Raw genomic sequence first — 22,686 nt, forward strand, 5'->3', positions numbered from 1 at the left:
TAATCTTCGCAGGTGCCCGTGACGTCGCGCATCAGTCGGGGTCGGCCAGGAACTCTTCGATCGCAGTCTGGATGACCGCCTCCCGGCTGACGCCTCTGGCCTGCGCGATCCGGTCCAGCCCCTGCGCCCCTGGCCGGGACAACCGGATCTCGGTGAGGTCCTGCTCCTCGGGGAGGACGGGCACGGGCAGGTCGGCGCCCGCGATGCTCCCCTTCGAGGTGGCGATCCACGCCGCGAGGAACAGCACGACGGTGGCCGCCAGGTTGAAGAAGATCAGCAGCCCGATGATCGGGCCGAAGATCTTGGCGGTCGTCGACCGGAGCAGGAGTGGGAGCAGCAGGGTCAGCGCGAACTTGAGCACTTCGAACGCGATCGCGGCCGCAGCGGAGCCCCGGATCAGGGCCTTGCGCTTCGCCGGGTAGCCCTTCGGGGGCAGTACCCGGTAGACGCCGAGGAAGATCGCCATGTCGGCGAGGATGGCCAGGGCGATCGGCACGACGGTGAACACCGGCCCGAGCCAGCTGATCCGGTCGAGTCCGAGCCAGCCGAGCACGGCCTTCTGCGCCGAGGTACCCACCGCGGTCAGCGCAAGCGACAGCGCGATGCCGACCGTCAGGGCGGCGAGGTAGCGCAGGCTCTTCAGGTAGTACCGCCCCAGGCTCTCGGCCGCGATCTCCTGCTCGGTCCCGAAATCCGGGCGCCACATCGCCTGGATCGCGCTGCGCAGGTTGCCCATCCAGCTCACCCCCGAGTAGAGGGCGACCACCAGGCCGATGACGCCGACGGTGAACCTCGCGTTGATCGCCTGGTCGAGCAGACTGCTGACCGACGATTCCAGCGTCCCCGGCAGAAGGGACGTGATCCCGCTCTGCAGCGACTTCAGCAGTCCGGGTTGGGAGGTCAGCACGAACCCGGCGATCGAGAAGCTGACCATCAGGATCGGCACCACGGCCAGGAACGAGAAGTACGTGATCGCCGCGGCGAACTGCCATCCGAGCCGGTTGGCGAAGCGGTCGACCGCTCGGATGATGTGCTTGACGAACGGCTTGCCGATCAGCCACGTGAACCAGCCCTTGACTGCCGAGAACACCCTGCGCTCCCCTCTCCAGATCTTCCTGCGTCCTGTGGTGCCTGTACCCGGGTCGCGGCCGGGCACACGTCAGTGGAGCATGCGGGCCGGGCGGGAGCATCTCCTCATCGACCGGAATGAGATCCGCAGTTTTCTCCCCATGAATCGCGGATCTCATTCCGGTCGACGCCGAAACGGGCGGGGTCGACGCGGAAACCGGCGGGGTCGACGCGGAAACCGGGCAGCGTCATGGACGCGGGCGAACCAGTCAGGGGCCGAGGCGTCAGTCGTCGCCGGGACGGGAGCGGGAGGCCTTCACCTGTCCGCGGGCCTTCTTGCCGGCGATCCGCCGTTCGATCGATCCGCGGGTCGGCCGGCTGGGTCTGCGGTTCGCCGGAGGCGGGCCCAACGCCTGCTGGAGCAGGTGCAGCAGCCGGCGTCTGGCGGTCTCACGGTTGCGCAACTGGGCGCGATGTTCGGACACCGTGATGACGATCTCCCCGTTGACGAGTTGTCGGTCGAGACGGTCGAACAGCCTGGCGCGCAGGTGATCCGGCATCGTGGCCACCGATGGCGACCGCGATGGGTTCCAGCTCAGCTCGACGCGGCTGTCTGCCGTGTTGACCCCCTGACCGCCCGGCCCCGATGAACGCGAGAAGCGCCAGTGCAGCTCGTCCACCGCCAGGACCAGCGCGCCGCTGACGCGCAGAGGGACATCGATACGGTGGGCCCCGCCCGTTCCAGCACGGTTCGAAGCAGCGGTCGCAGCCGGATCGTCGCGGCGGGCAGGCATGGTCACCATGCTGTCACCCGTGGTGCGGGGGCAGCGGTCGATCGGTCGGTCCAGGACGCCGATCGCCCCGTCGCAACGTGGCCGCCCACTGGGTTCGAAGTGCAACAGTAGGTCGACCAGGGTGCGGCCCGGCCGCCCGTACAGTGCGATGGTGAACAAATCGAGCGCCCATGCCTGAGGGTCACACCCTGCACCGACTGGCCCGGCAACAACAGAAGTTGTTCAGCGGACACACCATCGCCGTGTCCAGCCCGCAGGGCCGGTTCGAGGCCGGCGCCGAGGCGCTCGACGGCCGTCAGCTGATCCGCGCGGAGGCCTACGGGAAGCACCTCCTGCAGCACTACCAGGATGCGCCGACACTGCACATCCACCTGGGGCTGTTCGGAAAGTTCACCACCGGCCACGGTGAGCCACCGGCGCCGCGGGGCGCCCTGCGGATGCGGATGGTCGCCGACTCCGGATGGACGGACCTCCGCGGCCCCACGGCGTGCGAACTGATGGATCCGCCTGCCATCGATGCGCTGCTGGGCCGGCTGGGTCCTGATCCGATCCGAACCGACAGCGATCCGGATCTGGCCTACCGCAAAATCTCTCGCAGCAGGGTGTCCATCGCCGCGCTGCTGATGGACCAGTCGGTACTGGCCGGTGTCGGCAACGTCTACCGCGCCGAGATCCTGTTCCGCCACGGCGTCAATCCGTACCGTCCGGGGAAATCCATCGACGCCGAGTTGTGGCAGGAGATGTGGGCAGATCTGGTGGTGCTGATGCGCGCCGGGGTCCGCAGTGGCCGGATCGAAACCCTTCGCTCCGAGGAGCGACCACGGGCGCGCGGTCGACTCGCCCGTTCCGAGGCCGGCTACGTCTACCGGCGCACCGGTCAGCCGTGCCGCATCTGCGGAACCCCGGTGGCCGCCGCGGAACTGGTCGGCCGCAACCTGTTCTGGTGCCCGTACTGCCAGGCGGACTGACGCCGCTGGACGTCACCGGACGTCATCCGTACTGGAAGGAAATTCCGTTCGGCAGAGGATGTTCTACTCCAGATCCCCTTCGGGTCGACGAGGAGATGCCCCGCGCCGGCAGCCCCCGGACCAGTCACCGCACTTCGGGTTCTGGTGACCCACAGCGTGGGGCTGTCGATCGCGGCCGAGGAGGACGGACGCAGCCTCGGGCACGTCATGTTCACGCCGAGCCTGCTCGATGCACCCGATCGGCTCCTGTCCGTCGGGTTTCTCGGTCCGGCGGCGGTACTGCCGGAGTTCCCTGGTCAGGCATGGACGCGGGTCAGGTGTTGGCGGCACGTTGCCGGGCGGCTGCGAACGGAACGCGGTCGAAGATGATCGTGATCTGGGTGATCATGCCGTCGACGACGGTGAGGCATTCGGCCCCCGGTGCGTGGGGCACCAGGACGGTGTCGGCGTCGTACATCAGCAACGCAGTCCGCTCGTCGCCGAAAGCAGCCAGCATTTCAACCCGGGTCACACTGCGGGTGAACGGCTCCATGAACCCGCGAAACGCTACGGAGCCGTCGAGTCGACCGACCGGGGTGTGGCAGATGATGTCGTCGGAGATCAGGGTCATGGAGCGGTCGAAGTCGTGTTCGGTCCACGCCTGGAAGTAGGCCAGGGCGACGCCCAGAGCCGTGCCGGTGTTGCCGTTCATGTGGTGTCCTCTCCTGCGGGTCGGTCCTCTGTTGAGACACCACGCCGTGATGAAACGGAACGGCGGTCGGAAAAGATCCAGGTTCGCGTCCGGAGCCTGCGACGCCACGGCCCCACCTGCGACCATGCACCGGTGACCAATTCGCTGCTGGACCGTGCCCGAGCCGGCGACGGCCGGGCCTTCGGTGAGCTCACTGCCCCCCACGTCCGTGAGTTGCATCTGCACTGCTATCGCATGCTGGGCTCGGTCACCGAATCGGACGATCTGTTGCAGGAGACGCTGACCGCGGCCTGGCGTGGCCTGCACGATTTCCAGGGCCGTGCCTCGCTCCGGGCCTGGCTGTATCGCATCGCGACCAATCGCTGCCTCAACGCGATCCGTGACAGCAGTCGCCGGGTGCGCGCCGAACCGGTTCCGCCGTTTCGACCGCCTGAGCCCTCTCGCCGCGGGGATCTGGCGTGGCTGCAGCCCTACCCCGACGCCTGGCTCGGCCAGCTGCGCGACGTGACCCCCGGCCCGGCCGCGCGATGGGAAGGGCAGGAAACCATCGAGCTGGCCTTCATCGTTGCGCTGCAACGACTATCACCGCGGCAGGCTGCGGTTCTCGTCCTCGGCGATGTGCTCGGGTTCTCGCACGCCGAGGTGGCCGGGATGCTCGACAGCACCGCGACCGCGGTCAAGGGCGCTCTACAGCGTGCACATGCCTCGCTGTCGCGCCACCGTGACGGATTGCGCCACGAGCCCTCCGGAGGCCCAGGCTCGGCCACCGAACGCGACCTGGCCCGGCGCTTCGCCGCCTGCCTGGCCGACGGGAACGTCGACGGGGTCGTTGCGCTGCTGACCGAGACCGCTTGGCTGTCCATGCCTCCGGCGTCGCACGAATACCTGGGGCCGGTCGCGATCAGAGGCTTCCTGGACGCAAGTCGACGATGGCGCAGTCAGACGCCGTTGACGCTCGTGGAGACCAGGTCGAACGGCCAGCCTGCCTTCGGGTCCCATCTCGGGCACCCGGGCTCGGGCGCGGGACGACCTGCCGGGATCTTCGTGCTCACCATGCACCTGGATCGAATCAGCGGAATCACCCGATTCCTCGACCAGGACTCGGACCGATATTTCGGACGGTCCGGAGTCGGCGGGACGGCAGAAGGTCCGGACGCCTGAACGGGTCTCGGCGGCTTCTGCCGGCCTCGTGCCGGCACAGGGCCTGTCGGTCGGGGCCGCCGCGCGACGACTGGTGGCACCAGGGACATGGGTGTACTACTGATCGTTGTGGACCGAAGATGGGCCGGACTCCTGCTGCTGATCGTGGTCGGCCTGGCCGCGGTGGCCGTTCCCCACCTCGCGGGGCGACGCCTGGCTGGTTCGGCGGTGGCCGCCGTGGTCCCCTCTCCGCCCGCCGTGAGCGACTGCGTGACGTCGCTGTCCCCGACTCCGGTCATCGACCAGCAATCCACCGACGGCGCTCCGATCACCTACCCGGATGCGACATACGGCCCCTGCAGCGGCATCGTGCTCGGAGAGGTGATGTCGCTGGACGTCTCGGTCCATCCACCGCAGAGCACCACGGTCGCGGGCTATCTCCGGGTCGAGGCAGCCTGCGGACTCGACCAGGTCAACTACGTGGGGTCCATCGGTCCGTTCGACCCGGCCACCATCCTGACTCCCGGTATCGCCTGGCGGGCCTCCGCCTTCGTCGATTCCGTCCCGGTCGGCCCCGGCCCGCTGCAGCGGGCCGCGGGGCAGACCTGGACCGCCTGCGTCGGCGCCACCTCGACCCGGACCACCTACCGTGGGCGAATCCTGAATGCCCTGAGCAGCGGCACTCTGCCGCCCACCTATGCGGTCTGCTGGAAATCGTTGCGCGTCTCGACGGACCAACAGGTGGACGACCAGCTGACCTCCTGCGCGGCCCGGCATCCCATCGAGATCCTGGCCACCACCGAGATCATCGATCCGACCACCACGACGACGCAGGTCCTCAGGTCCTGCCTCGGACTGGCCGGCCGCGCCATGCGGACCTCCGATCCGACCCGGGGCGGCATCCTGCGCATCGCGGTGTACTCGATGGACGGGTATTCGGTGCGCCCGCTGACCTCCGCCGCCCTGTTGGCCGGCTCGGTGGGGTGCATCGCCTCGGTCGCGCCACCGCTGGGCCTGGTCGGGACACTCATCGGGCTCGGGGACAAACCGGCACCCGTCACCCGCTAGCCGGCGACCCACGCGGCACAATTTATCCAGGTCAGTCTGTCTCGGCCAATTCAGTCGGTCTCCGGCCCCTGGCAGCAGTGGCACTGCCGTCCTGGAGCGGACCAGGAGCGAAGGCGGCGGCACCGGCCGAAGCCTGATCCCGGCCGGTGCCCCCCGGTGGCGCGCTTCCCTCGGAGGGCCGGCTGTGCGAACACCTGGACCGGGTAGCTGCTTGAGTAAAGTTCAGAACGGGACGTCCACTGCTGCAACAGGATTGCGCAGTTCAGCGAGCGGGTGTGGGTCTGTGTTCACGGCCTGCTGCAACAGTCGGTAGAACAAAAGCCCGCGACTCTTCGAGGTGCGTCGGTTGAACCGGAATGTGTATTCGTCCAGGTAGTAGGCCAGGTGCTCCTGGGAGACCGCGTAATGCAGGGTGCCGGTCAGCCAGCGTTTGAGCAGCGAGGCGACCATGTGGACGCCGGGGAGGTTGATGTGGGCGGGCTCGGCGCTGTCGGTCCCGACGAACGCGACGTGCTCGTAGCCGGCCGCGGTCAGCTTCTTCAGGTAGTTGGCGCCATCGGTTCTGACCGTTGATCCTTTGGCGATGACGCGGTCGGCGAAGCCGAGCATGCTGACCGATCGGGCTGTCTCGGCCAGCTCGATGCGGACCCTGCCCAGCTTGCGGCCGGGGATCGATTCCACTGCGATCATCGCCGCGGTGTGGTCCTTCACGCCGCCTGCGCGGCCGCGAGGCTCGTTGCCGATGAACACTTCATCTAACTCCACCACACCGGAGAGCAACTCCCGCTCGGGGCGGACCATCGCCCAGCGTAGCTTCTGCAGCCATGCCCACGCTGTTTCGTAGGATCCGAAACCCAGCACCCGCTGCAGACCTTGCGCGGACATCCCGTTCTTCTGCGAGGTGATGAACCAGATCGCCGCGAACCACGTCGACAGCGGCGTCCGGAGCCGGTGGAAGATCGTGCCGGCGGTCACCGACGTCTGCCGGCCACACCTGGTGCACATCCATTTCGCCTTCGCCGTACGCCAACCGCCGGGCGCCCCGCACACCGGACACACAAACCCCTGGGGCCACCGCAGACGCTCCAGATACGCCAGACACGACGAGTCATCCGGGAACCACTCCAGCAACTCCTGAAAGGTCCGGGGGTAATCGACACCACCGACCGGGTAGGCACACACTGGCTCTGACATGGCCAAATACAACTTGACTCAAGCAGCTACCCAGTACATGTGTTCGTGTCCCAGAGTGCATCCATCCTGCACGCCGACCTCGACTCGTTCTTCGCCTCGGTCGAGCAGCGCGATCACCCCGAACTGCGCGGTCGACCGGTGATCGTCGGCGGTGGCGTGGTGCTGGCCGCCAGCTACGAGGCGAAGGCGTTCGGGGTGCATTCGGCGATGAGCGGCCCGTGCCTGCCCGCAGGCCGTCGTCGTCGAGCCCCGCTTCGCGGCGTACTCGGCGGCCAGCAAGGATGTCTTCGCCGTCTTCGAGCAGACCACTCCGTTGGTCGAGGGAATCTCCATCGACGAGGCGTTCCTGGATGTCGGAGGACTGCGGCGGGTCTCGGGGACGCCGGTCGACATCGCGGTGCGGTTGCGGGAACGGGTCCGGCACGAGGTCGGGTTGAACATCACCGTCGGGATCGCGCGGACCAAGTTCCTGGCCAAGGTGGCCAGTGGCGTCGCCAAACCCGATGGGCTGCTGGAGGTCCCGCCGGATGGTGAGCTTGCCTTCCTCCATCCTCTCGCGGTGGAGCGACTGTGGGGGGTGGGAAAGGTGACCTCCGCCAAACTGCGGGCGCTCGGTGTCAACACCGTGGGTCAGGTGGCCGTGCTCGACGAATCGACCTTGATTTCCATGCTGGGCCGGGGATCTGGGCGACACCTCCATGCGCTGGCGCACAACCGCGACCCTCGGCAGGTGCAGGTGGGCAAACGGCGCGGGTCCATGGGGGCGCAGCGTGCGCTGGGACGGAAGCCAAGGAGCGCCGAGGATCTCGACGCCGTCCTGATCGGGCTCGTCGATCGGGTCAGCCGCCGCATGCGCGACGGTGACCGACGGGGTCGAACGGTGGTCCTGCGACTGCGGTTCGGTGACTTCACCCGGGCCACCCGCTCCCACACGCTGTCCTGCCCGACGGCGCTGACCTCGGAACTGCTGGTCGCCGTGCGGGACCTGATGGCTGCCGCGGCGCCACTGGTCCGTGACCGCGGCCTGACCCTGATCGGCATCTCCGTCGGTAATTTCGAGGGCCGGGAGGTCGCCGTGCAACTCGAGTTGCCGTTCGACGGCATCGCCGTCACCGCATTGGACTCGGCCCTGGATCAGGTCCGTCATCGCTTCGGCCCGAGCGCGCTGACCCGCGGTGTCCTGCTCGGTCGGGATCCGGGGCTCTCGATGCCGACGCTGCCAGATTCCTGACGGGCCGGCGGATCGGCTCGCCGACGAACGGGCGCGGTGGCGTCGAAGTAGGTTGGGGCATGGCAACTCGTGGCAGCTCCCCCGCCGTGGAACTGACAGCAGGCGATCGTGACGTCCGGATCTCCAATCCCGATCGGGTCTACTTTCCCGAGACCGGTGCGACCAAGCTGGATCTCGCGAAGTACTACCTCGGGGTCGGAGAAGGCATCGTGAACGCGCTGCGGGAGCGGCCGTGCATGATGCATCGATTCCCGGACGGGCTCTCGGGTGAGAAGGTGCACCAGAAGAGGGTTCCGCACGGTGCGCCGCCCTGGCTCGAGACGGTCAGGGTCGATTTTCCGTCCGGCCGGCATGCCGACGAGCTGTGCGTGACGCGGTTGGCCGACGTCATCTGGTCGGTGCAGATGTCATGCGTGGAGTTCCATCCCTGGAACAGTCGTCGCGCCGACACCGAGCACCCGGACGAATGGCGGATCGACCTGGACCCGATGCCGGACTGCGGGTTCGAGACGGTCCGGCGGGTCGCACACGTCACCCACGATCTGCTCGAGGAGATCGGCGCCGTCGGCTGGCCGAAGACGTCCGGCGGGCACGGCATGCACGTCTACGTGCGGATCGAACCCCGTTGGGGCTTCACCGATCTGCGGCGCGCCGCGCTGGCCTTCGCCCGGGAGATCGAGCGCCGGGTACCCGACGAGGTGACCACCACCTGGTGGCGCAAGGATCGCGACCCACGGAAACTGTTCGTCGACTACAACCAGAACGCGCGCGACCACACCATCGCCAGCGCCTACTCGGTGCGCGGCGTCCCCCGCGGCACCGTCTCCACCCCGATCACCTGGGCGGAGGTCGACGACGTCGAACCCCGGGAGTGCACGATCGCCACCGTTCCGGCCCGCTATGCCCAGATGGGTGACCTGCACGCCGGTATCGACCAGGCCGTCTTCTCCATCGACCCGTTGATCGAGTGGGCCGAACGCGACGAGCGCAACGGCGCGGAGGACGTGCCAACGGACTGACCGGTTCCGGGGGCCGCACCGCCGCAGGAGATCGGAACCTCAGCTGACGGCGGGGCCCGGCGGGTTGCCCGCCTGACGCAGGACCCGCGCCACGTCGTCCAGCGCGAGCCACAGCGGGCGGGCGCTGGCCGCATCCCCCGGGGTGAACTGCACCGTGATCATCACCGCCTCGTCGGTCCACCGAAGTGCGGTGCAGGGCCACATCTCGTAACCGCCCGCGTCATCCAGGACCAGCCTGGCGATGGCAGGCACCCGGCCCTGCGGCTTGGTCGGCACCACCTTCGGATCTACCTCGTTCAGATACCGGTGCATCGCCATCTCCATGCCGGCAGTGTATCGAACATATGTACTGCCGGGGTCTGCCCGGTCGGGTGATCGTCGTACACCGCGGTGATCGTCGTACACCGCACGGATCAACTACGGCGGCGCGGTTGAACTCGCCCCGATGGGGATCAGAGGGGACACGAGCCGTCGGGTTGAGCGGCGCCGGTCCGGAATTCGGACTACGAGCCGGCCGGCGGGGGCGCCGACGGCGTTCCGCACGCGGCGCAGAACCTGGCGCCCGGTGCCAGTTCGACCCCGCAGTTGGTGCAGTGCGCGACCGCGGGCACGAGTCCGGTACCGCAGTTCTGGCAGAATTTCGCCCCGACCGGGTTGCCGGTGTGGCAGGCGGAGCAGGTCACCCCGGGCGGCGCACCGAGCGGTTGCGAAGGGGGTGCGGGCGGCGATCCGGCCGGTGGCGGGCCGGCGTAGCCGCCTCCGATGCCGCCGGCAAAACCTTGCGGCGGCGGCGCAGCCGGAGGGTAGGGCTGACCGCCCTGCTGGCCCATCCCCAGGCCGAGGCCGAGGAACGCGCCGCCCACCCCGGCGCCGCCCTGAGCCATCCCCTGCCCGGCGCCGAGGGCCATCTCGCCGGCGGCGTACTGGTTGAAGCTCCCGGCCAGACGCGAGTAGCTGGTGTCCTTGGCCAGGGTCTTGAGCTGCTTCTGGTCCTCCTCGGCGAGGTTGATGTCGAAGTTGCCCATCCTGGTGATCGCGACGCCGTACGTCTCCAGCTGTCGGTTCGCGTTCTCGATGACCTTCTGCTCGATCTCGGGCGTGTACGCCGACAGCCCGAGGATCGGCCAGCTGTTCCGGACGATCTGGGTGGTGATGTCGGTGCGCAGCACCTTGAGCATCTGATCGCTGACCCAGTTGCTGACCTTGCCGTTGTCGGTCACGTCCAGGGTGCCCAGCAGGTTCATGATCAACATGACCGGATCGGTGACGCGCATCGCGTAGTCGCCGAAGACCCGCAACGTGACGATCAGGCCGGTCTGCGGATCCTGGACGTCGTCGATCCGGCCGCCGAAGGTGAACCCGGTGAATTCCCGGTTAGCGACGAAGTACAACTCGGCACGGTAGGCCCGCCCTGCGGTCGCCGCATCGATGATGATGCCCAGTCCGGGTATCTCGTCCGCATCGATCTGATGACGACCGGGTCCCATCGTCGCAGCGATCTTTCCGGTGTTGACGAAGATGGCCAACTCGTCGGCATTGACGATCGCGCGGGTGTACCGCCGGATGCTCTGGTCGGGCCACTTGTAGACGAGCTGACCCTTCTTGTCGTCGGGCACCGCGATGAATTCGCGTCCGAGTAGGGCCATTTCCGCCTCCGGGCTCAGGTTGGGCAGTACGCCTGCTGAAAATGTAGACCTTCGATGCCGAAGTTCGCAGTACACCGGGTATGTCCGCCTGCTAACTTTCCAGAGCGCCCCTGATCCGTCGCCGCCATGGACGCAGCTCTGACCGGAGGAGGACTGATGGACCGGATCGAATGTCAGTGGTGTCACAGCCAGGACGCCGGTGAGTCGACCTCGTGTTCCACCTGCGGAGCGCCGTTGGATGTCCGCAACCGGGTCAGCGAGTCGGGTTGGCGTGAAGCCCCGAGGCTCCGCGACATGACCGAGATCCGGTTCTCCAACAGTTCGTGTCAGGTCGAGGGTGAATTGGTGCCGGTCGCCGAGTTGAACCTGACCGCAGGCGATTCGGTCTTCTTCGAGCACCACGTGATGCTGTGGAAGGACGAGGCCACCCCGCTGTCGCAGATGAACATCGGGGGTGGCCTCAAACGCAGCCTGGCCGGAATGCCGTTCACCATCTCGGTGGCGCACGGGCCGGGCCGGGTGGCCTTCTCTCGTGACGCCCCGGGAGAAATGGTGGTCCTGCCGCTCCATCCCGGTATGGAGATCGACGTTCGAGAGCATGCTTTTCTGGTGGCCTCGGCCAGCGTCACCTATTCGTTCGTGCGCATCAAGGGCCTGGCCAACATCCTGCATGGCGGGGGCGGCATGTACATGGACCGCTTCGTGACATCCGGTGCGCCCGGACTGCTGGTGCTGCACGGCTACGGCGCCGTACTGGAGCGTTCGCTGGCCGCCGGCGAGAAGATCCTGGTCGAACCGGGCGGATTTCTGTACAAGGACTCCACGGTGGTCCTGAACACCGTGCAGCTCCCGTTCCGGACCGGCATGTTCGGGAAGAACATGAGCATGGCCGAGATGGTCGGGCCGGGCCGGGTGGGCATCCAGTCGATGTACGTCCACCACCACTCGGAGTGAGATTCGATGACCACCCCGCCGGCACCTGACTCGACCTACACCTGCCGCTACTGCCGGCAGCCCAGCGACGTGCTCGTCCACTCGTGTCCACGGTGCGGTGCACCGACCGATGTGCGCGCCGTCATCAGCCGGTCGGGATGGGTGCGGCAGCCACCGATCAAGGACATGGCCCGCATCCAGTTCGGCCAGTCGCAGGTGCAGATCGAGGGACGTCAGGTACCGGTCGCGGACTTCAAGCTGGCGGGTCCGGAATGGATCTACTTCGGGCACCACACCCTTCTCTGGTGCGACCCGTCGGTGCGACTGCAGCAGATGAGCCTGAAGGGCGGTTGGAAACGCATGATGGCGGGGCTGCCGATCCTGATGGCGCAGGCCTCCGGACCCGGCCAGATCGGCCTGGCCGACAGCCACACCGGCGAGATGGTGGCCCTGCCGCTGCAGGCCGGGCAGTCGATCGTCGTGCGGGAGCATCGTTTCCTCTGCGCCACAGGCAGTGTCGCCTACGACTGGCAGGCGTCCTCGATCTGGTACGTGACCGGCACCGGTGACGACCAGGAGACCCACTACCCGTTGGGCGTCTACGAGGACCGTTTCGTGGCCAAGGACGGACCTGGCCTGATCCTGCTGCATTCGCCCGGGAACACGTTCATCCGTGATCTCGGCCCCGGCGAGACCATTCTGATGAAGCCCACCGCGATGCTCTACCGCGATGTCACCGTGACGGCGCACCTGCACGTGGAGTATCCGAACAGCAGCTTCACGACGCGCGCGATGGGCGGACTCCTCGGAATGGCCGGAGGTGCCGTCGGCGAACTCTCCGGCGGAATGTTCGCGAGGAGGATCGCGAACGCGACGTCATCGGCGTGGAGCAATCGCAACGTGTGGCTGCGTCTGGTCGGCCCCGGACGGGTCGCCATGCAGTCGGTGTTCGAGCGCGAGGAAGCCAGCAACTACATCCAGCGGAGCAGCCCGGCCACCGAACAGCGCTGGTGAACGGGTCACCGTGATGCGCTGGCCGGCACCCCGGGCCCGACCTGTCCCAGGAGCGAGCCGGAGCGAGCCGGTGGGTACCGGCCCCCGGTGTTGATGACCGCCGCGTCCGGACCGCCGCGGTCACGGTGCAGAATGGTGTAGTCGTTGCCTTCCCTAACGACTTCACTGCCGCCTGAAAGGTGAATGCGCGCCGCATGACCGACCTGGACCGCACCACGGGCACAGCGCCGCTCACCCTGCGGTCGATCACCCCGTCGGTGTTCCTGCCGGCGATGATCTACGAGATCGGCAACGGCGCCACCGCTCCGGTGATCGCCCTGACCGCCCTGCAACTCGGCGCCTCGCCTTCGACGGCGGGGTTCATGCTGGCGTTGCTCGGAGTCGGTCAGGTGCTCGGGGACATCCCGGCCTCGGCGCTCGCCGATCGGATCGGCGACCGTCACGCGATGATGCTGGCTGCCGGGCTGGCCACGATCGGACTCGCCGGTTGCTTCCTGGCCCCCGATCTGGCCGTCCTGGGGATCTCGCTGCTGCTGATCGGGATGGCCAACGCCACCTTCTATCTCGCTCGGCAGTCCTACCTCACCGAAGTGGTCCCCACCGCCATGCGCGCCCGCGCCATGTCCACCCTCGGCGGGTCGCACCGGATCGGGCTCTTCATCGGTCCGTTCGTCGGCGCGGCGGCCATCGGTCTGACGGAGTTGCGCAGCGCCTACGTGGTCGCCATGGTCACCGCAGTGGCCGCCGGTGTGCTGCTGCTGGTGGTTCCCGACGTCCAGCTCCCGCCCGGCCAGGTGACGACCGCCCGCGGCGGAGTGACCTCCCGCGAGATGCTCGCCGGCCACCGGCGGTTGTTCGCCACCCTGGGGGTGGCCATCCTGGCGGTCGGAGCCGTCCGGGCCGCACGACAGACGGTCCTGCCCCTGTGGGCCGAACATCTGGGCATCAGCGCAGCCGGGACGAGTCTGATCTTCGGGATCGCCAGCGCGGTCGACATGGCGCTGTTCTACCCGTCCGGCAAGGTGATGGACCGCTACGGACGGCTGGCCATCGCCCTCCCCTCCATGACGATCCTCGGGGCCGCGATGATGACGCTGCCACTGACCTCCGGCGCGCTGTCGCTGACCATCGTGGCCATGGTGATGAGCTTCGGGAACGGCATCGGCTCCGGCATCATGATGACGCTCGGCGCCGACGCGGCACCGGCGGTGGGCCGCATCAAATTTCTCGGGATCTGGCGCGTGTTCAGTGATTCCGGCAATGCCGCCGGCCCGGTGGTGATGTCGTTGGTCGCCTCGGTCACCACGCTGGCCGTCGGAATCGTGAGCATCGGCTCGGCCGGGCTGCTGGCCGCGACCGCGCTGGCCATCTGGGTGCCGCGTTACTCGCTGTTCGCGACCGCCAGATCCATCGCGGCCGAGCGCGTGCGTGACGGGCCGGACGGCTCCGCCTGAGACGCAGACGACTGTCCGCCGAGCGGTTTCACAGCAAGCATTGCGCCATCACTTTGCTCGCCCACATCTGCAACCACTACTTCTGGGATGAAGACCGCCGAATCCACCGGGCGGCGCAGCCAAGGAGGCAGTCGTGTTCGGACTCAAGTCACTGGCCCTGGGTTCCGCGACAGCGTTGCTGATCGCGATGGGGGCTCCGGCTGCGCACGCCGCCACCGGCGTCGCCTACGCCGCTGCTGCGACCACGACCGCCTCCGCGCACAGCACCGACTGGTCCGGCTGGGATGTCACCGGAAGCACCTACACCTCGGTGTCGGCGGCGTGGACGGTGCCGACCGTCACGTGCGCCGCCGGGGAGACGAGCTATTCGGCGGACTGGGTCGGCCTGGACGGGGACGGCAGCAATTCCGTCGAGCAGACCGGGACCTCCTCCGACTGCTCTTCCGGAACGCCGACCTACTCCGCGTGGTACGAGTTCTACCCGGCCGTGGCGGTCTCCCTGACCAACACCGTCAAGGCCGGCGACAAGATCTCGGCCTCCGTGGTCGCGGTGAAGGGGACGGACAGATTCACGCTGGTGGTGACCGACAGCACGCAGCGGTGGACGAAGAGCGAGACCGGCGATTCGCCGTCCGGCACCGGGGCCTCGGCCGAGATCATCGCCGAGGCGCCGTCCGGCTCGGAACGGTCGGACAGCGTGCTGCCGTTGGCCGACTTCAAGACGGTGACCTTCTCCGACGTACTGGTCAACGGCAGCAAACTGGGTGCGGCCACCGGGGCCGGGAAGATTGCCATGGTCGACAACTACGAGAACCCGATGGCCACCGTCTCGGAACTGACCGGATCCGACAGGTTCACCGTGACCTGGGTGTCCAGCGGCAACTCGATCGGCACGCAGCAGTCCAGTTCGGGCCAGGGTGCGGCCGGGAGCTCCGGCGGGTTCGGATGGCCGGGCACGCAATCCGGCGTCGGCAGCTCCGGCTGGGGTGACCTGGGCGGCTGGACCGACACGATCGGCGAGGGCTACGGCGGTGGATACGGTGGCGGTGGATACGGTGGCGGATCCTCGGGTGCCGGCGGATCCGCGGACGGCAGCGGGGTCGGCCAGACCTACTGGCAGTCCTGAACCGCCCCTCGCGACCCACCTCCACCGCCTCGCCCGGCGACGTACTCTGCGAGTAGTGGCCAGGAAGGGCGAACGATGACGGACAGCGGTGCGATCGGTGCGGTGGGCACCATCAGCATTCCGACACGGGGAGAGCGTGGACCGGGGGAAGTGGTCCTGACGCTCGGTGGTGTCCGGGAGTGCTACATCGCCGACAGCGACGCCCCGATCGAGCGGGGCCAGTCGGTACTGGTGGTGGACGTCGCCCCCCATCGTCACGTGACTGTGGTGCCGTGGGCTGGATTCCCGGTCCCGGGGGCACCCGTTCCGCAGTGACGTGCGGGCGCTCGGCGACGAAAACCCGCGCGGTGCCCACCGCCCGTCCTATGCTGACCGTCGAGGTCATCCGCACGAGGAAGAAGGCATCACATGTTCGGCTATCGGGTTCCTGATCCTGATGAGGCGCTGCTGATCTCCGGCGGGCGCTCCAGCAGTGGCGCGCCGTTCCGCGTCGTCATCGGGCACGGAGCGTTCGTACCGCCGATCTTCCGGAGGGCCAACCTGCTGTCCCTGGCGATGACGGAGTCCGAGGTCCAGGAGACCTGCGTGACCAAACAGGGCATCGCGCTGAACGTCAAGGCCGTGATCGCCTTCAAGGTCGGCGGGGATGTGGAGTCCATCGTTGCTGCCGGGCAGCGGTTCCTGTCCGACCAGGACCAGATGTCCATCCTGACGGGCCGCATCTTCGCCGGCCACCTGCGGTCGATCATCGGGTCGATGACGGTCGAGGAGATCGTCACCGAGCGGCAGAAGCTGGCCACCGAGGTGCTGGATGGCTCCAAGGAGGAGATGGCCAAGATCGGTCTGACCGTCGACGCCCTGCAGATCCAGTCGATCGACGACGGACGGCTCGGCTACATCGCTGCGATGTCGGCGCCGCACAACGCCGCGATCCAGCAGGCCGCGGCCATCGCGCAGTCCAACGCCAATCAGATGGCCGCCCAGGCCGAGCAGGATTCGCTGCGCAAGCAGGCCGAGTACCAGCGGCAGACGACGATCGTGCAGGCCCAGTACAAGGCCGAGGTCGACAAGGCGCAGGCCTCGGCCGCGCAGGCCGGTCCGTTGTCCCAGGCACAGGCCCAGCTCGAGGTGCTGCAGGCCCAGAAGGATGTCGCCGAGCGCAACGCCGAGCTGCGCGAGCAGCAGTTGGTCGCCGAGGTGGTCAAGCCCGCCCAGGCCGAGGCCGAGAAGACCAAGATCCTGGCCGCCGCCGAAGCCGAGAAGATCCAGATCCTGGCCGCTGCCGCCGCTTCCAACAACCGCGTGGCCCTGGACCGGATGCTGATCGAGCAACTCCCGGAGATCGTCAAGTCGGCCGCCCAGGGGCTCAACGGTGCCAATGTGACGGTGCTGAATGGCGCCGACGGACTCGGCGACATCGCTGCGTCCCTCGTCGGTCAGGGCTCGGCGATCTTCGAGGCGGTCCGCAAGGGCTTCCAGGGCGGGGCTCCGAACACTGGCAGCACCAACGGGTCTGCCCCCAAACCCGTCAAGATCACCCCCGAACTGATGACCTGAGTCCCGCGCATACCGAACTGCCCTGCGCATACCGAACTGCCCCCGTCGCGCCACTTTCAGCCGATTTCGGGCAGTTCGGTATGCGCGGGGCACCGTCAGCCGCGGATCAGTCGGCCGCCGACCCAGACCGACACCACGTCGGCGGGGGTGGCGAGAGCGAAAACCCTGGCCAGCGCGTCGGTTGGATCGGCGGCATTGGCCAGGTTGACCGCGAGCTGGGTCCCCGGGGCCGGCCGGATCAGGACGGCGTCGAAGGACTTGCCCACGCCGAAGTCGCCGAGCTGGTGGTCCAACCCGAGAGCCCGTGCCCCCGCACGGGTGGCCAGGTAGAGAAGGTGGACGGGACTCAGCGGCCGGCCCTGCACGCCGAGCAGCTGTTGGACGAAGTAGGCCTGCAGGGCCTCCTTGATCAGGAACAATCCTGTCCCGGCCCCGACGTCCGACCCAAGCGCGACGCCGACCCCGTGCTCCAGATGACGACGCAGCGGGAACAGGCCGCTGCCGAGGGCGGCATTGCTGGTCGGGCAGTGCGACACCCAGGCGCCGGTGTCCCCCATCAACGCCAGCTCGGCGTCCCCGGCGTGGACGTTGTGGGCGAAGACGCTGCGCGACGTCACCAGCCCATGACGGTGGTAGGTGTCGAGGTAGTCGCGGCTCCCGGCGAACAACGCGGCGACACTCCGGACCTCGGCGAGGTTCTCGTTGAGGTGCGAGGTGAACCAGAGGTCCTCGCCCAGCAGTTCGCCGCAGACCTCGAGCATGGCGTCCGTCGTCGAGAGGGCGAACCGCGGCGTGACGGCGTAGCGGATCCGGCCCCGGCCGTGCCACCTCCGGATCAGCTCGCGACTCCGGGTCAGCGCCTGGTCCGGCGTGCAGAGCAGGTCAGGTCGCAGGATCCGGTCGCTGACGACCAGACCGGAGGTGATGTTCAGCCCGACCTGTTCGGCCTGCTCGAAGAACACGTCCATCGCCGCAGCGAAATGGGCACCGAACACCAACGCGGTGGTGGTGCCCGACGACACCAGGTTGGCCAGGAAATCGGTGGCGACCGCCGCGGCGTACCCGCGGTCGGCGAGCCGGCTCTCCTCCGGCAGCGCACACCTCTCCAGCCAGTCCAGCAGCGGCATCCCGAGACCACCGATGGCACGGATCTGCGGCAGGTGGACGTGGGTGTCGACGAAGCCGGGCAGCAGGATCCCGCCGTCGAGGTCGACCACCGACTCCTCCGGGTGCAAGCCGGACAATGTAGCGAAAGACCCACGCGCCGTGATGATTCCGTCGGACACCAGCACGGCGCCGTCCTGGTCGGACACCATCGCGTCGGCGGATTCGCCGGCGAACGGATCGCCGGGCGTGTCGATCACGGTGGCGCGGTACAGGGTCATACCGCAGAGCAAACCAAACCCACATGTCACGCCGGTAACGGCATCCTGCTCCGCGTCGACCCACCCCGGGGAGTCCAAGATCACAGCCACCGACAGGTGAACATCGCCCGACGGGCGGGCCATCCGCCGGATCGAAACGATTTAATACAGACGTCCCACCCACCCTCGAGTACCCCGCTTGGACCCCTGTGAACGACGTTCTGGCCAGCTCCACGCACCCCGGCGATCTCACCGCCGCCGCCACCGGTCACCCTCGACGGAGCACGACCCACCCCCGACCGAGCGCGACCAGGCTGGCCGTGTTGCTCGGTGCGTTGACCGCGATCGGTCCCCTCACCATCGACATGTACCTGCCTGCGCTTCCCACCATCGCCCGCCACTTCGTCGCTTCGGACTCCGCGGCGCAGGCCACGCTGACGGGTTCCCTGCTCGGCCTGGCGTTCGGGCAGTTGCTGGTCGGACCGCTGGCGGATTCGTTCGGTCGTCGTGCGCCGTTGATCGCAGGCATGCTCCTGCACGTCCTGGCGTCCGTGTTCTGTGCGCTGGTTCCGAACATCGAGTTGCTCACCGTGGCCCGGACGCTGCAGGGTGTGGGCGCATCGGCCGGCGCCGTGGTCGCACTGGCCATCATTCGCGATCGGTACACGGGAATGGCTGCGGCCAAACTCATGTCGCGTCTGATGCTGGTGACCGGGGTGGCGCCCGTGCTGGCCCCGACCGTCGGCAGCTTCATGCTGCGGGTGACGTCGTGGAACGGCCTGTTCGTGGTGCTGGCCGTGGCTGGCGGGGTGCTGGCATCGCTGTCGGCCTTCGTCGTCCCGGAGACCCATCCGCCGCACCGGCGTCAACGGGCCGGCATCGGCCACACGTTCCGCACCTACGGCTCGCTGATCCTCGAGCGCCAGTTCATCGGCCTGTGCCTGACCGCCGGCCTGGCCATGACGGTGATCCTCGGGTACGTCAGCGGATCGTCCTTCGTGCTGCAGCAGCAGTACGGCCTCTCGTCCGCGGTGTTCGGCCTGGTCTTCGCCGCGAACTCCATCGGCCTGATCTCCGCGAGCCAGCTGAACCCGTTGCTGCTGCGCAGGTTCAGCGCCGCGCAGATCCTGATCGGATCGCTGGTGGCGTGCGCGGTGTCGGCGGCGGTGATGGTGGTGCTCACGGCCAGCGGCACGATGGGCATCTGGGGACTGCTGATCCCGCTGTTCTTCACCATCGCGACCGCCGGGCTCGCGCTGCCGAACGTCCCGGCCCTTGCGCTGGCGCGGCATGGCGCCAGGGCCGGTACGGCGGCCGCCCTACTCGGGGCCTGTCAGTTCGGCATCGGGGCGATGCTGTCCCCGCTGGTCGGAATCGGCGGGACGGTGACCGCGGCCGGCATGGCCGTGGTCGTCTTCGCCGCGGCCCTGCTGGGCAGCCTGGTCCTCATCGTGTTCGCCCGGCCCCTGACGATCGAGGTCGCCGACGACCCGGGCGTCATGGTGATGCACTGACGGCGCATCGCTTTGATCCGCGCAGATCTCAGCTCGTCCGGTGGACTTTGTGCTGCGCCGCCTGGGCTCTGGGCCGCAGCACGAGCAGGTCGACGTTGACATGGGCCGGCCTGGTCACCGCCCAGCAGACCGTGTCGGCGACGTCGTCAGCCGTCAGCGGCTCCTCGACACCCTGGTAGACCGCGGCCGCCTTCGACGTGTCGCCGCGCATCCGGTTGACGGCGAACTCGTCGGTACGGACCATGCCCGGCGCGATCTCGATCACCCGGACCGGCTGGTCGAACAGTTCCAGGCGCAGGGTCGCGGCGATCGCGTGGGTGCCGTGCTTGGTAGCGACGTACCCGCCACCGCCTTCGTAGGCGACGAAGCCTGCCGTCGAGGACATGACGACGATCGTTCCGGCGCCGCCGGCGATCAGCTTCGGCAGGAGGGCCTGCGTCACCTGCAGCGTGCCCATCACGTTGACCTCGAACATGGCGCGCCAGTCTGCCGGATCGGCCGTGGCGACCGGGTCGGCCCCGAAAGCGCCGCCGGCGTTGTTGAACAACACGTCGACCCGGTCGAGCGTCGCCGCGAACTTCTGCACCGCCTCGCGGTCGGTCACGTCCAGTTGATAGGCGGCGCCGCCGATCTCGTCGGCAAGTGCGGTGAGTCGGTCGAGCCGGCGGGCGGCGAGGACCACCCGGTACCCGGCGGCGGCCAGTTGCCGTGCGGTCGCCGCTCCGATGCCACTGCTGGCGCCGGTGACGACTGCGACCTTGCGGTCGTCGGGTGGTGCGGACGTGCTGGTGTCGAGCTGCATGCCGGGGTCTCCTTCGCGGGTTCCCCGCAAGCGTTGCACATCGGGACCGTCCGATCTGCTACCGGATGCCGGCCCAGACCGAGCGCTCGGCCGGCCTGGGATCGCTGACCAGGGCGTTGGTCTCGTCGAATCGCATGACGTTCCGCTCCGCGCCGTAGGGGGGCCAACCCGGCCGGCCCTCCCGGATGAAGGACACCCAGGCAGCGTGCATCGAGTCGGCCAGCGCCTGGGGAGGGTGGTTCCCCGTCATCGGGCGTCCCTGCGGATCGGCCAGGTTGTCGAACGTGAAGCCGATCTCGAGTGCGTGGCAGGCGCCCAGGGCACCGTCGAACTGCGGGCTGCGCCAGGCGAACTCGTAGCTGTGGGTGTCGAGCCCCAGCGCCGACCTGGCCTCCGCGAGCCGGACTGCCGGCAGCCGGAAGAACCAGTCGGTGTAGATCGCCGTCATGAGCTCACCCGGGGTGGCATCCGGTCGGTCCGACCGGTAGGTGTCGATCAGGGTCGCGGCGTCTGCGCCGAGGGCGGGCAGCATCGAGCGCAGGAGGTTCTCGTCGACCATCGCGGCGAATCCGTTGGGCACCAGGAAGAGCGCGTGCTCGTCGAGGTTCGACCCGACGAGCACCTCGATGTCGGCGGAGGCTCCCCCGACGATCGCGTCGATCGGCCGCTGCGGCACGATGTCGCCGTCCACGATCGGCTCGAACGCCATCAGGTTGACGGTGATCTCGGCCCACCGGGCCGGGTCGGGTGCGGTGAGGATCGACTCGGAGACCGCCGCCTGTGCGGCGACGAGGTCGGCGACCGGGACCGAACCCAGGCCGGACGCGGTCGGCTCCACGCCGAGTCGGTGCGCCACGTCTGCGATGACCCGTTCGGCGGTGGCCGGCGTGAGTGTGTGGTGCCCGGCCCCGCTCTGCAGGATCGCCCGCCGGAACAATCCCTCGGCCAGGGGCATGGACAGCAACGTGCCGATGCTCATCGCGCCCGCTGACTCGCCGGCGATCGTGACACGAGCGGGATCGCCGCCGAACTGTGCGATGTTGTCGCGGACCCAGGTGAGGGCGGCCACCTGGTCGAGCAGGCCGCGGTTGGGCACCGCATCGGTGACGGCTCCGAATCCGTCCACCCCGAGCCGGTAGTTGATGCTGACGCACGCCACACCATCCCGGGCGAAGGCGGTGCCGTCGTAGATCGGGACGGCCCCGCTGCCGTTGACGAACGCACCGCCGTGGATCCACACGAGCACCGGCAGGTCGGCTGCATCCTGCGGCGTCCACACGTTGAGATTGAGGCAGCCCTGGCCGGCGACCTGCGGATCCGGCAGGAGCGCGTCGATCGGGGGGGCGTAGCCGGGCTTGGGTGCGGTGGCCCCGAATTCGGTGGCCTCCCGGATGCCGCTCCAGGCCCGCGCCGGTGCAGGTGCCGCGAACCTCCGTTCGCCGAACGGCTCGTCCGCGTAGGGAATGCCGAGGAACGAGCGCACGCCGTCCTTCTCGTGCCCGCGCAGCTGTCCCTGTGCGACGGTGACCATCGGATCCATCGTTTCTCCTCTGTGCACGGTGCCTGCTCCACGGCCCTGTGGAACGAGTTCACCCACCGGAAATACCCGATTCACACTAGGGCCTGCTCCTGACGAGCAGCGACCGGCCCCGCGGTCGGCATTTGTCCGGTCCTGGCGCAAACGAGTCCGTTTGACGGGGGCACGGACATCAATGGATGCCCCTCCGCCCCGGCAATTCGGTCAGAACGCCCCTCGCGCGCTGCGTTTCGGTCCGATAGCGGGCAGACCCCGAATGGGATCCGATCCCGAACATGACGGGGACAACAAATCGTCGTTACTTCTGCCGCAGGTCGGTTTTGTCGGTCCGGCACCCCATCACGCCTTCGCAGAGCCCTGCCGGGAGAAATGGTCAAGAAATGGTAAACACTCCGAAGGAATGATCTTCCATGGGCTGCAACCTTTCTCGTCGCCAAGGTCGAAGACGGCAGTAGGGGGTTCGGTGCCACTCGTGCACGGGGGGCCGGACCTCGTGCCGGACCCGGCGACACGTCGCCGGTGAAACACCCTGGTGCCTTGACGATGGTCGCGCGGACCTGCAATAT

The 22,686-nt window shown here is 68.2% G+C and carries 20 protein-coding genes and 1 pseudogene; 12 read left to right on the plus strand and 9 right to left on the minus strand.

The annotated features are described in order from the left end of the window. Positions 1–31 precede the first annotated feature (31 nt). Both yhjD and arfB read right to left on the minus strand, forming a co-directional pair. Positions 32–1,090 carry an inner membrane protein YhjD gene (gene yhjD / locus H7F38_RS17115; RefSeq protein WP_187090963.1) on the minus strand — a complete coding sequence of 353 codons (1,059 nt, stop codon included), beginning with the start codon at positions 1,088–1,090 and terminating at the stop codon, positions 32–34. Positions 1,091–1,352: 262 nt separating this feature from the next. Beyond that, a complete protein-coding gene (gene arfB, locus H7F38_RS17120; protein ID WP_187090964.1) occupies positions 1,353–1,862 on the minus strand; it encodes an alternative ribosome rescue aminoacyl-tRNA hydrolase ArfB in 510 nt (169 codons plus the stop codon). A gap of 170 nt (positions 1,863–2,032) precedes the next feature. On the opposite strand from arfB, the gene H7F38_RS17125 reads away from it, so the two are divergent. Beyond that, positions 2,033–2,830: an Fpg/Nei family DNA glycosylase gene (locus H7F38_RS17125; protein WP_187090965.1), complete on the plus strand. Its 798-nt coding sequence runs from the start codon at positions 2,033–2,035 to the stop codon at positions 2,828–2,830. 313 nt (positions 2,831–3,143) lie between these two features. On the opposite strand, the gene H7F38_RS17130 is transcribed toward H7F38_RS17125, so the two are convergent. Next, positions 3,144–3,521 carry a nuclear transport factor 2 family protein gene (locus tag H7F38_RS17130; protein ID WP_187090966.1) on the minus strand — a complete coding sequence of 126 codons (378 nt, stop codon included), beginning with the start codon at positions 3,519–3,521 and terminating at the stop codon, positions 3,144–3,146. Between the two features lie 132 nt (positions 3,522–3,653). Here H7F38_RS17130 and H7F38_RS17135 point away from each other — a divergent pair, with 132 nt between their 5' ends. Further along, positions 3,654–4,682, plus strand: a complete 1,029-nt coding sequence (locus tag H7F38_RS17135; RefSeq protein WP_187090967.1) for an RNA polymerase subunit sigma-70 — start codon at positions 3,654–3,656, stop codon at positions 4,680–4,682. Positions 4,683–4,769: 87 nt separating this feature from the next. Continuing rightward, a complete protein-coding gene (locus H7F38_RS17140) occupies positions 4,770–5,729 on the plus strand; it encodes a hypothetical protein (protein ID WP_187090968.1) in 960 nt (319 codons plus the stop codon). A gap of 222 nt (positions 5,730–5,951) precedes the next feature. Here the strand turns inward: H7F38_RS17140 and H7F38_RS17145 are convergent, their stop codons facing one another. Further along, positions 5,952–6,923, minus strand: coding sequence for an IS1595 family transposase (locus H7F38_RS17145; protein ID WP_187090969.1), 972 nt, complete (start codon positions 6,921–6,923; stop codon positions 5,952–5,954). 39 nt (positions 6,924–6,962) lie between these two features. On the opposite strand from H7F38_RS17145, the pseudogene dinB reads away from it, so the two are divergent. Together dinB and ligD are read left to right on the plus strand one after the other, a co-directional pair. Next, a pseudogene (gene dinB / locus H7F38_RS17150) lies at positions 6,963–8,154 on the plus strand (DNA polymerase IV). A gap of 59 nt (positions 8,155–8,213) precedes the next feature. Beyond that, complete coding sequence (ligD, locus tag H7F38_RS17155; RefSeq protein ID WP_187090970.1) at positions 8,214–9,173, plus strand: non-homologous end-joining DNA ligase; 960 nt, start codon at positions 8,214–8,216, stop codon at positions 9,171–9,173. A 39-nt stretch (positions 9,174–9,212) separates the two neighbouring features. Here ligD and H7F38_RS17160 read toward each other — a convergent pair whose 3' ends face one another. Together H7F38_RS17160 and H7F38_RS17165 are read right to left on the minus strand one after the other, a co-directional pair. Then, on the minus strand, positions 9,213–9,497 hold the full coding sequence (locus H7F38_RS17160; RefSeq protein ID WP_187090971.1) for a hypothetical protein: 285 nt from the start codon (positions 9,495–9,497) through the stop codon (positions 9,213–9,215). A gap of 179 nt (positions 9,498–9,676) precedes the next feature. Next, positions 9,677–10,819 (minus strand): SPFH domain-containing protein, encoded by a 1,143-nt coding sequence (locus H7F38_RS17165; RefSeq protein WP_187090972.1) that lies wholly within the window; start codon positions 10,817–10,819, stop codon positions 9,677–9,679. 294 nt (positions 10,820–11,113) lie between these two features. Between H7F38_RS17165 and H7F38_RS17170 the strand changes: the two genes are divergently transcribed. The 6 genes from H7F38_RS17170 (at position 11,114) to H7F38_RS17195 (ending at position 16,903) form a co-directional block, all read left to right on the plus strand. Further along, entirely contained in the window at positions 11,114–11,773 is a 660-nt protein-coding gene (locus H7F38_RS17170) for an AIM24 family protein (RefSeq protein WP_187090973.1), read from the plus strand. 6 nt (positions 11,774–11,779) lie between these two features. Further along, positions 11,780–12,766, plus strand: coding sequence for an AIM24 family protein (locus H7F38_RS17175; RefSeq protein WP_187090974.1), 987 nt, complete (start codon positions 11,780–11,782; stop codon positions 12,764–12,766). Between the two features lie 194 nt (positions 12,767–12,960). Then, on the plus strand, positions 12,961–14,220 hold the full coding sequence (locus H7F38_RS17180) for an MFS transporter (RefSeq protein WP_187090975.1): 1,260 nt from the start codon (positions 12,961–12,963) through the stop codon (positions 14,218–14,220). A 133-nt stretch (positions 14,221–14,353) separates the two neighbouring features. Further along, a complete protein-coding gene (locus H7F38_RS17185) occupies positions 14,354–15,346 on the plus strand; it encodes a G1 family glutamic endopeptidase (protein ID WP_187090976.1) in 993 nt (330 codons plus the stop codon). Positions 15,347–15,421: 75 nt separating this feature from the next. Beyond that, complete coding sequence (locus H7F38_RS17190; RefSeq protein ID WP_187090977.1) at positions 15,422–15,661, plus strand: hypothetical protein; 240 nt, start codon at positions 15,422–15,424, stop codon at positions 15,659–15,661. Positions 15,662–15,754: 93 nt separating this feature from the next. Next, complete coding sequence (locus tag H7F38_RS17195) at positions 15,755–16,903, plus strand: flotillin family protein (protein ID WP_187090978.1); 1,149 nt, start codon at positions 15,755–15,757, stop codon at positions 16,901–16,903. Between the two features lie 95 nt (positions 16,904–16,998). Here the strand turns inward: H7F38_RS17195 and guaD are convergent, their stop codons facing one another. Next, complete coding sequence (gene guaD, locus H7F38_RS17200) at positions 16,999–18,288, minus strand: guanine deaminase (protein ID WP_187090979.1); 1,290 nt, start codon at positions 18,286–18,288, stop codon at positions 16,999–17,001. A gap of 188 nt (positions 18,289–18,476) precedes the next feature. Here guaD and H7F38_RS17205 point away from each other — a divergent pair, with 188 nt between their 5' ends. Next, complete coding sequence (locus H7F38_RS17205; RefSeq protein WP_222618141.1) at positions 18,477–19,781, plus strand: multidrug effflux MFS transporter; 1,305 nt, start codon at positions 18,477–18,479, stop codon at positions 19,779–19,781. A gap of 28 nt (positions 19,782–19,809) precedes the next feature. On the opposite strand, the gene H7F38_RS17210 is transcribed toward H7F38_RS17205, so the two are convergent. Next, positions 19,810–20,583, minus strand: coding sequence for an SDR family oxidoreductase (locus tag H7F38_RS17210; RefSeq protein ID WP_187090980.1), 774 nt, complete (start codon positions 20,581–20,583; stop codon positions 19,810–19,812). 58 nt (positions 20,584–20,641) lie between these two features. Next, on the minus strand, positions 20,642–22,123 hold the full coding sequence (locus H7F38_RS17215; RefSeq protein WP_187090981.1) for a carboxylesterase/lipase family protein: 1,482 nt from the start codon (positions 22,121–22,123) through the stop codon (positions 20,642–20,644). Positions 22,124–22,686 lie beyond the last annotated feature (563 nt).

The sequence above is a fragment of the Nakamurella sp. PAMC28650 genome, assembly GCF_014303395.1.
Taxonomy (GTDB): Bacteria; Actinomycetota; Actinomycetes; order Mycobacteriales; family Nakamurellaceae; genus Nakamurella.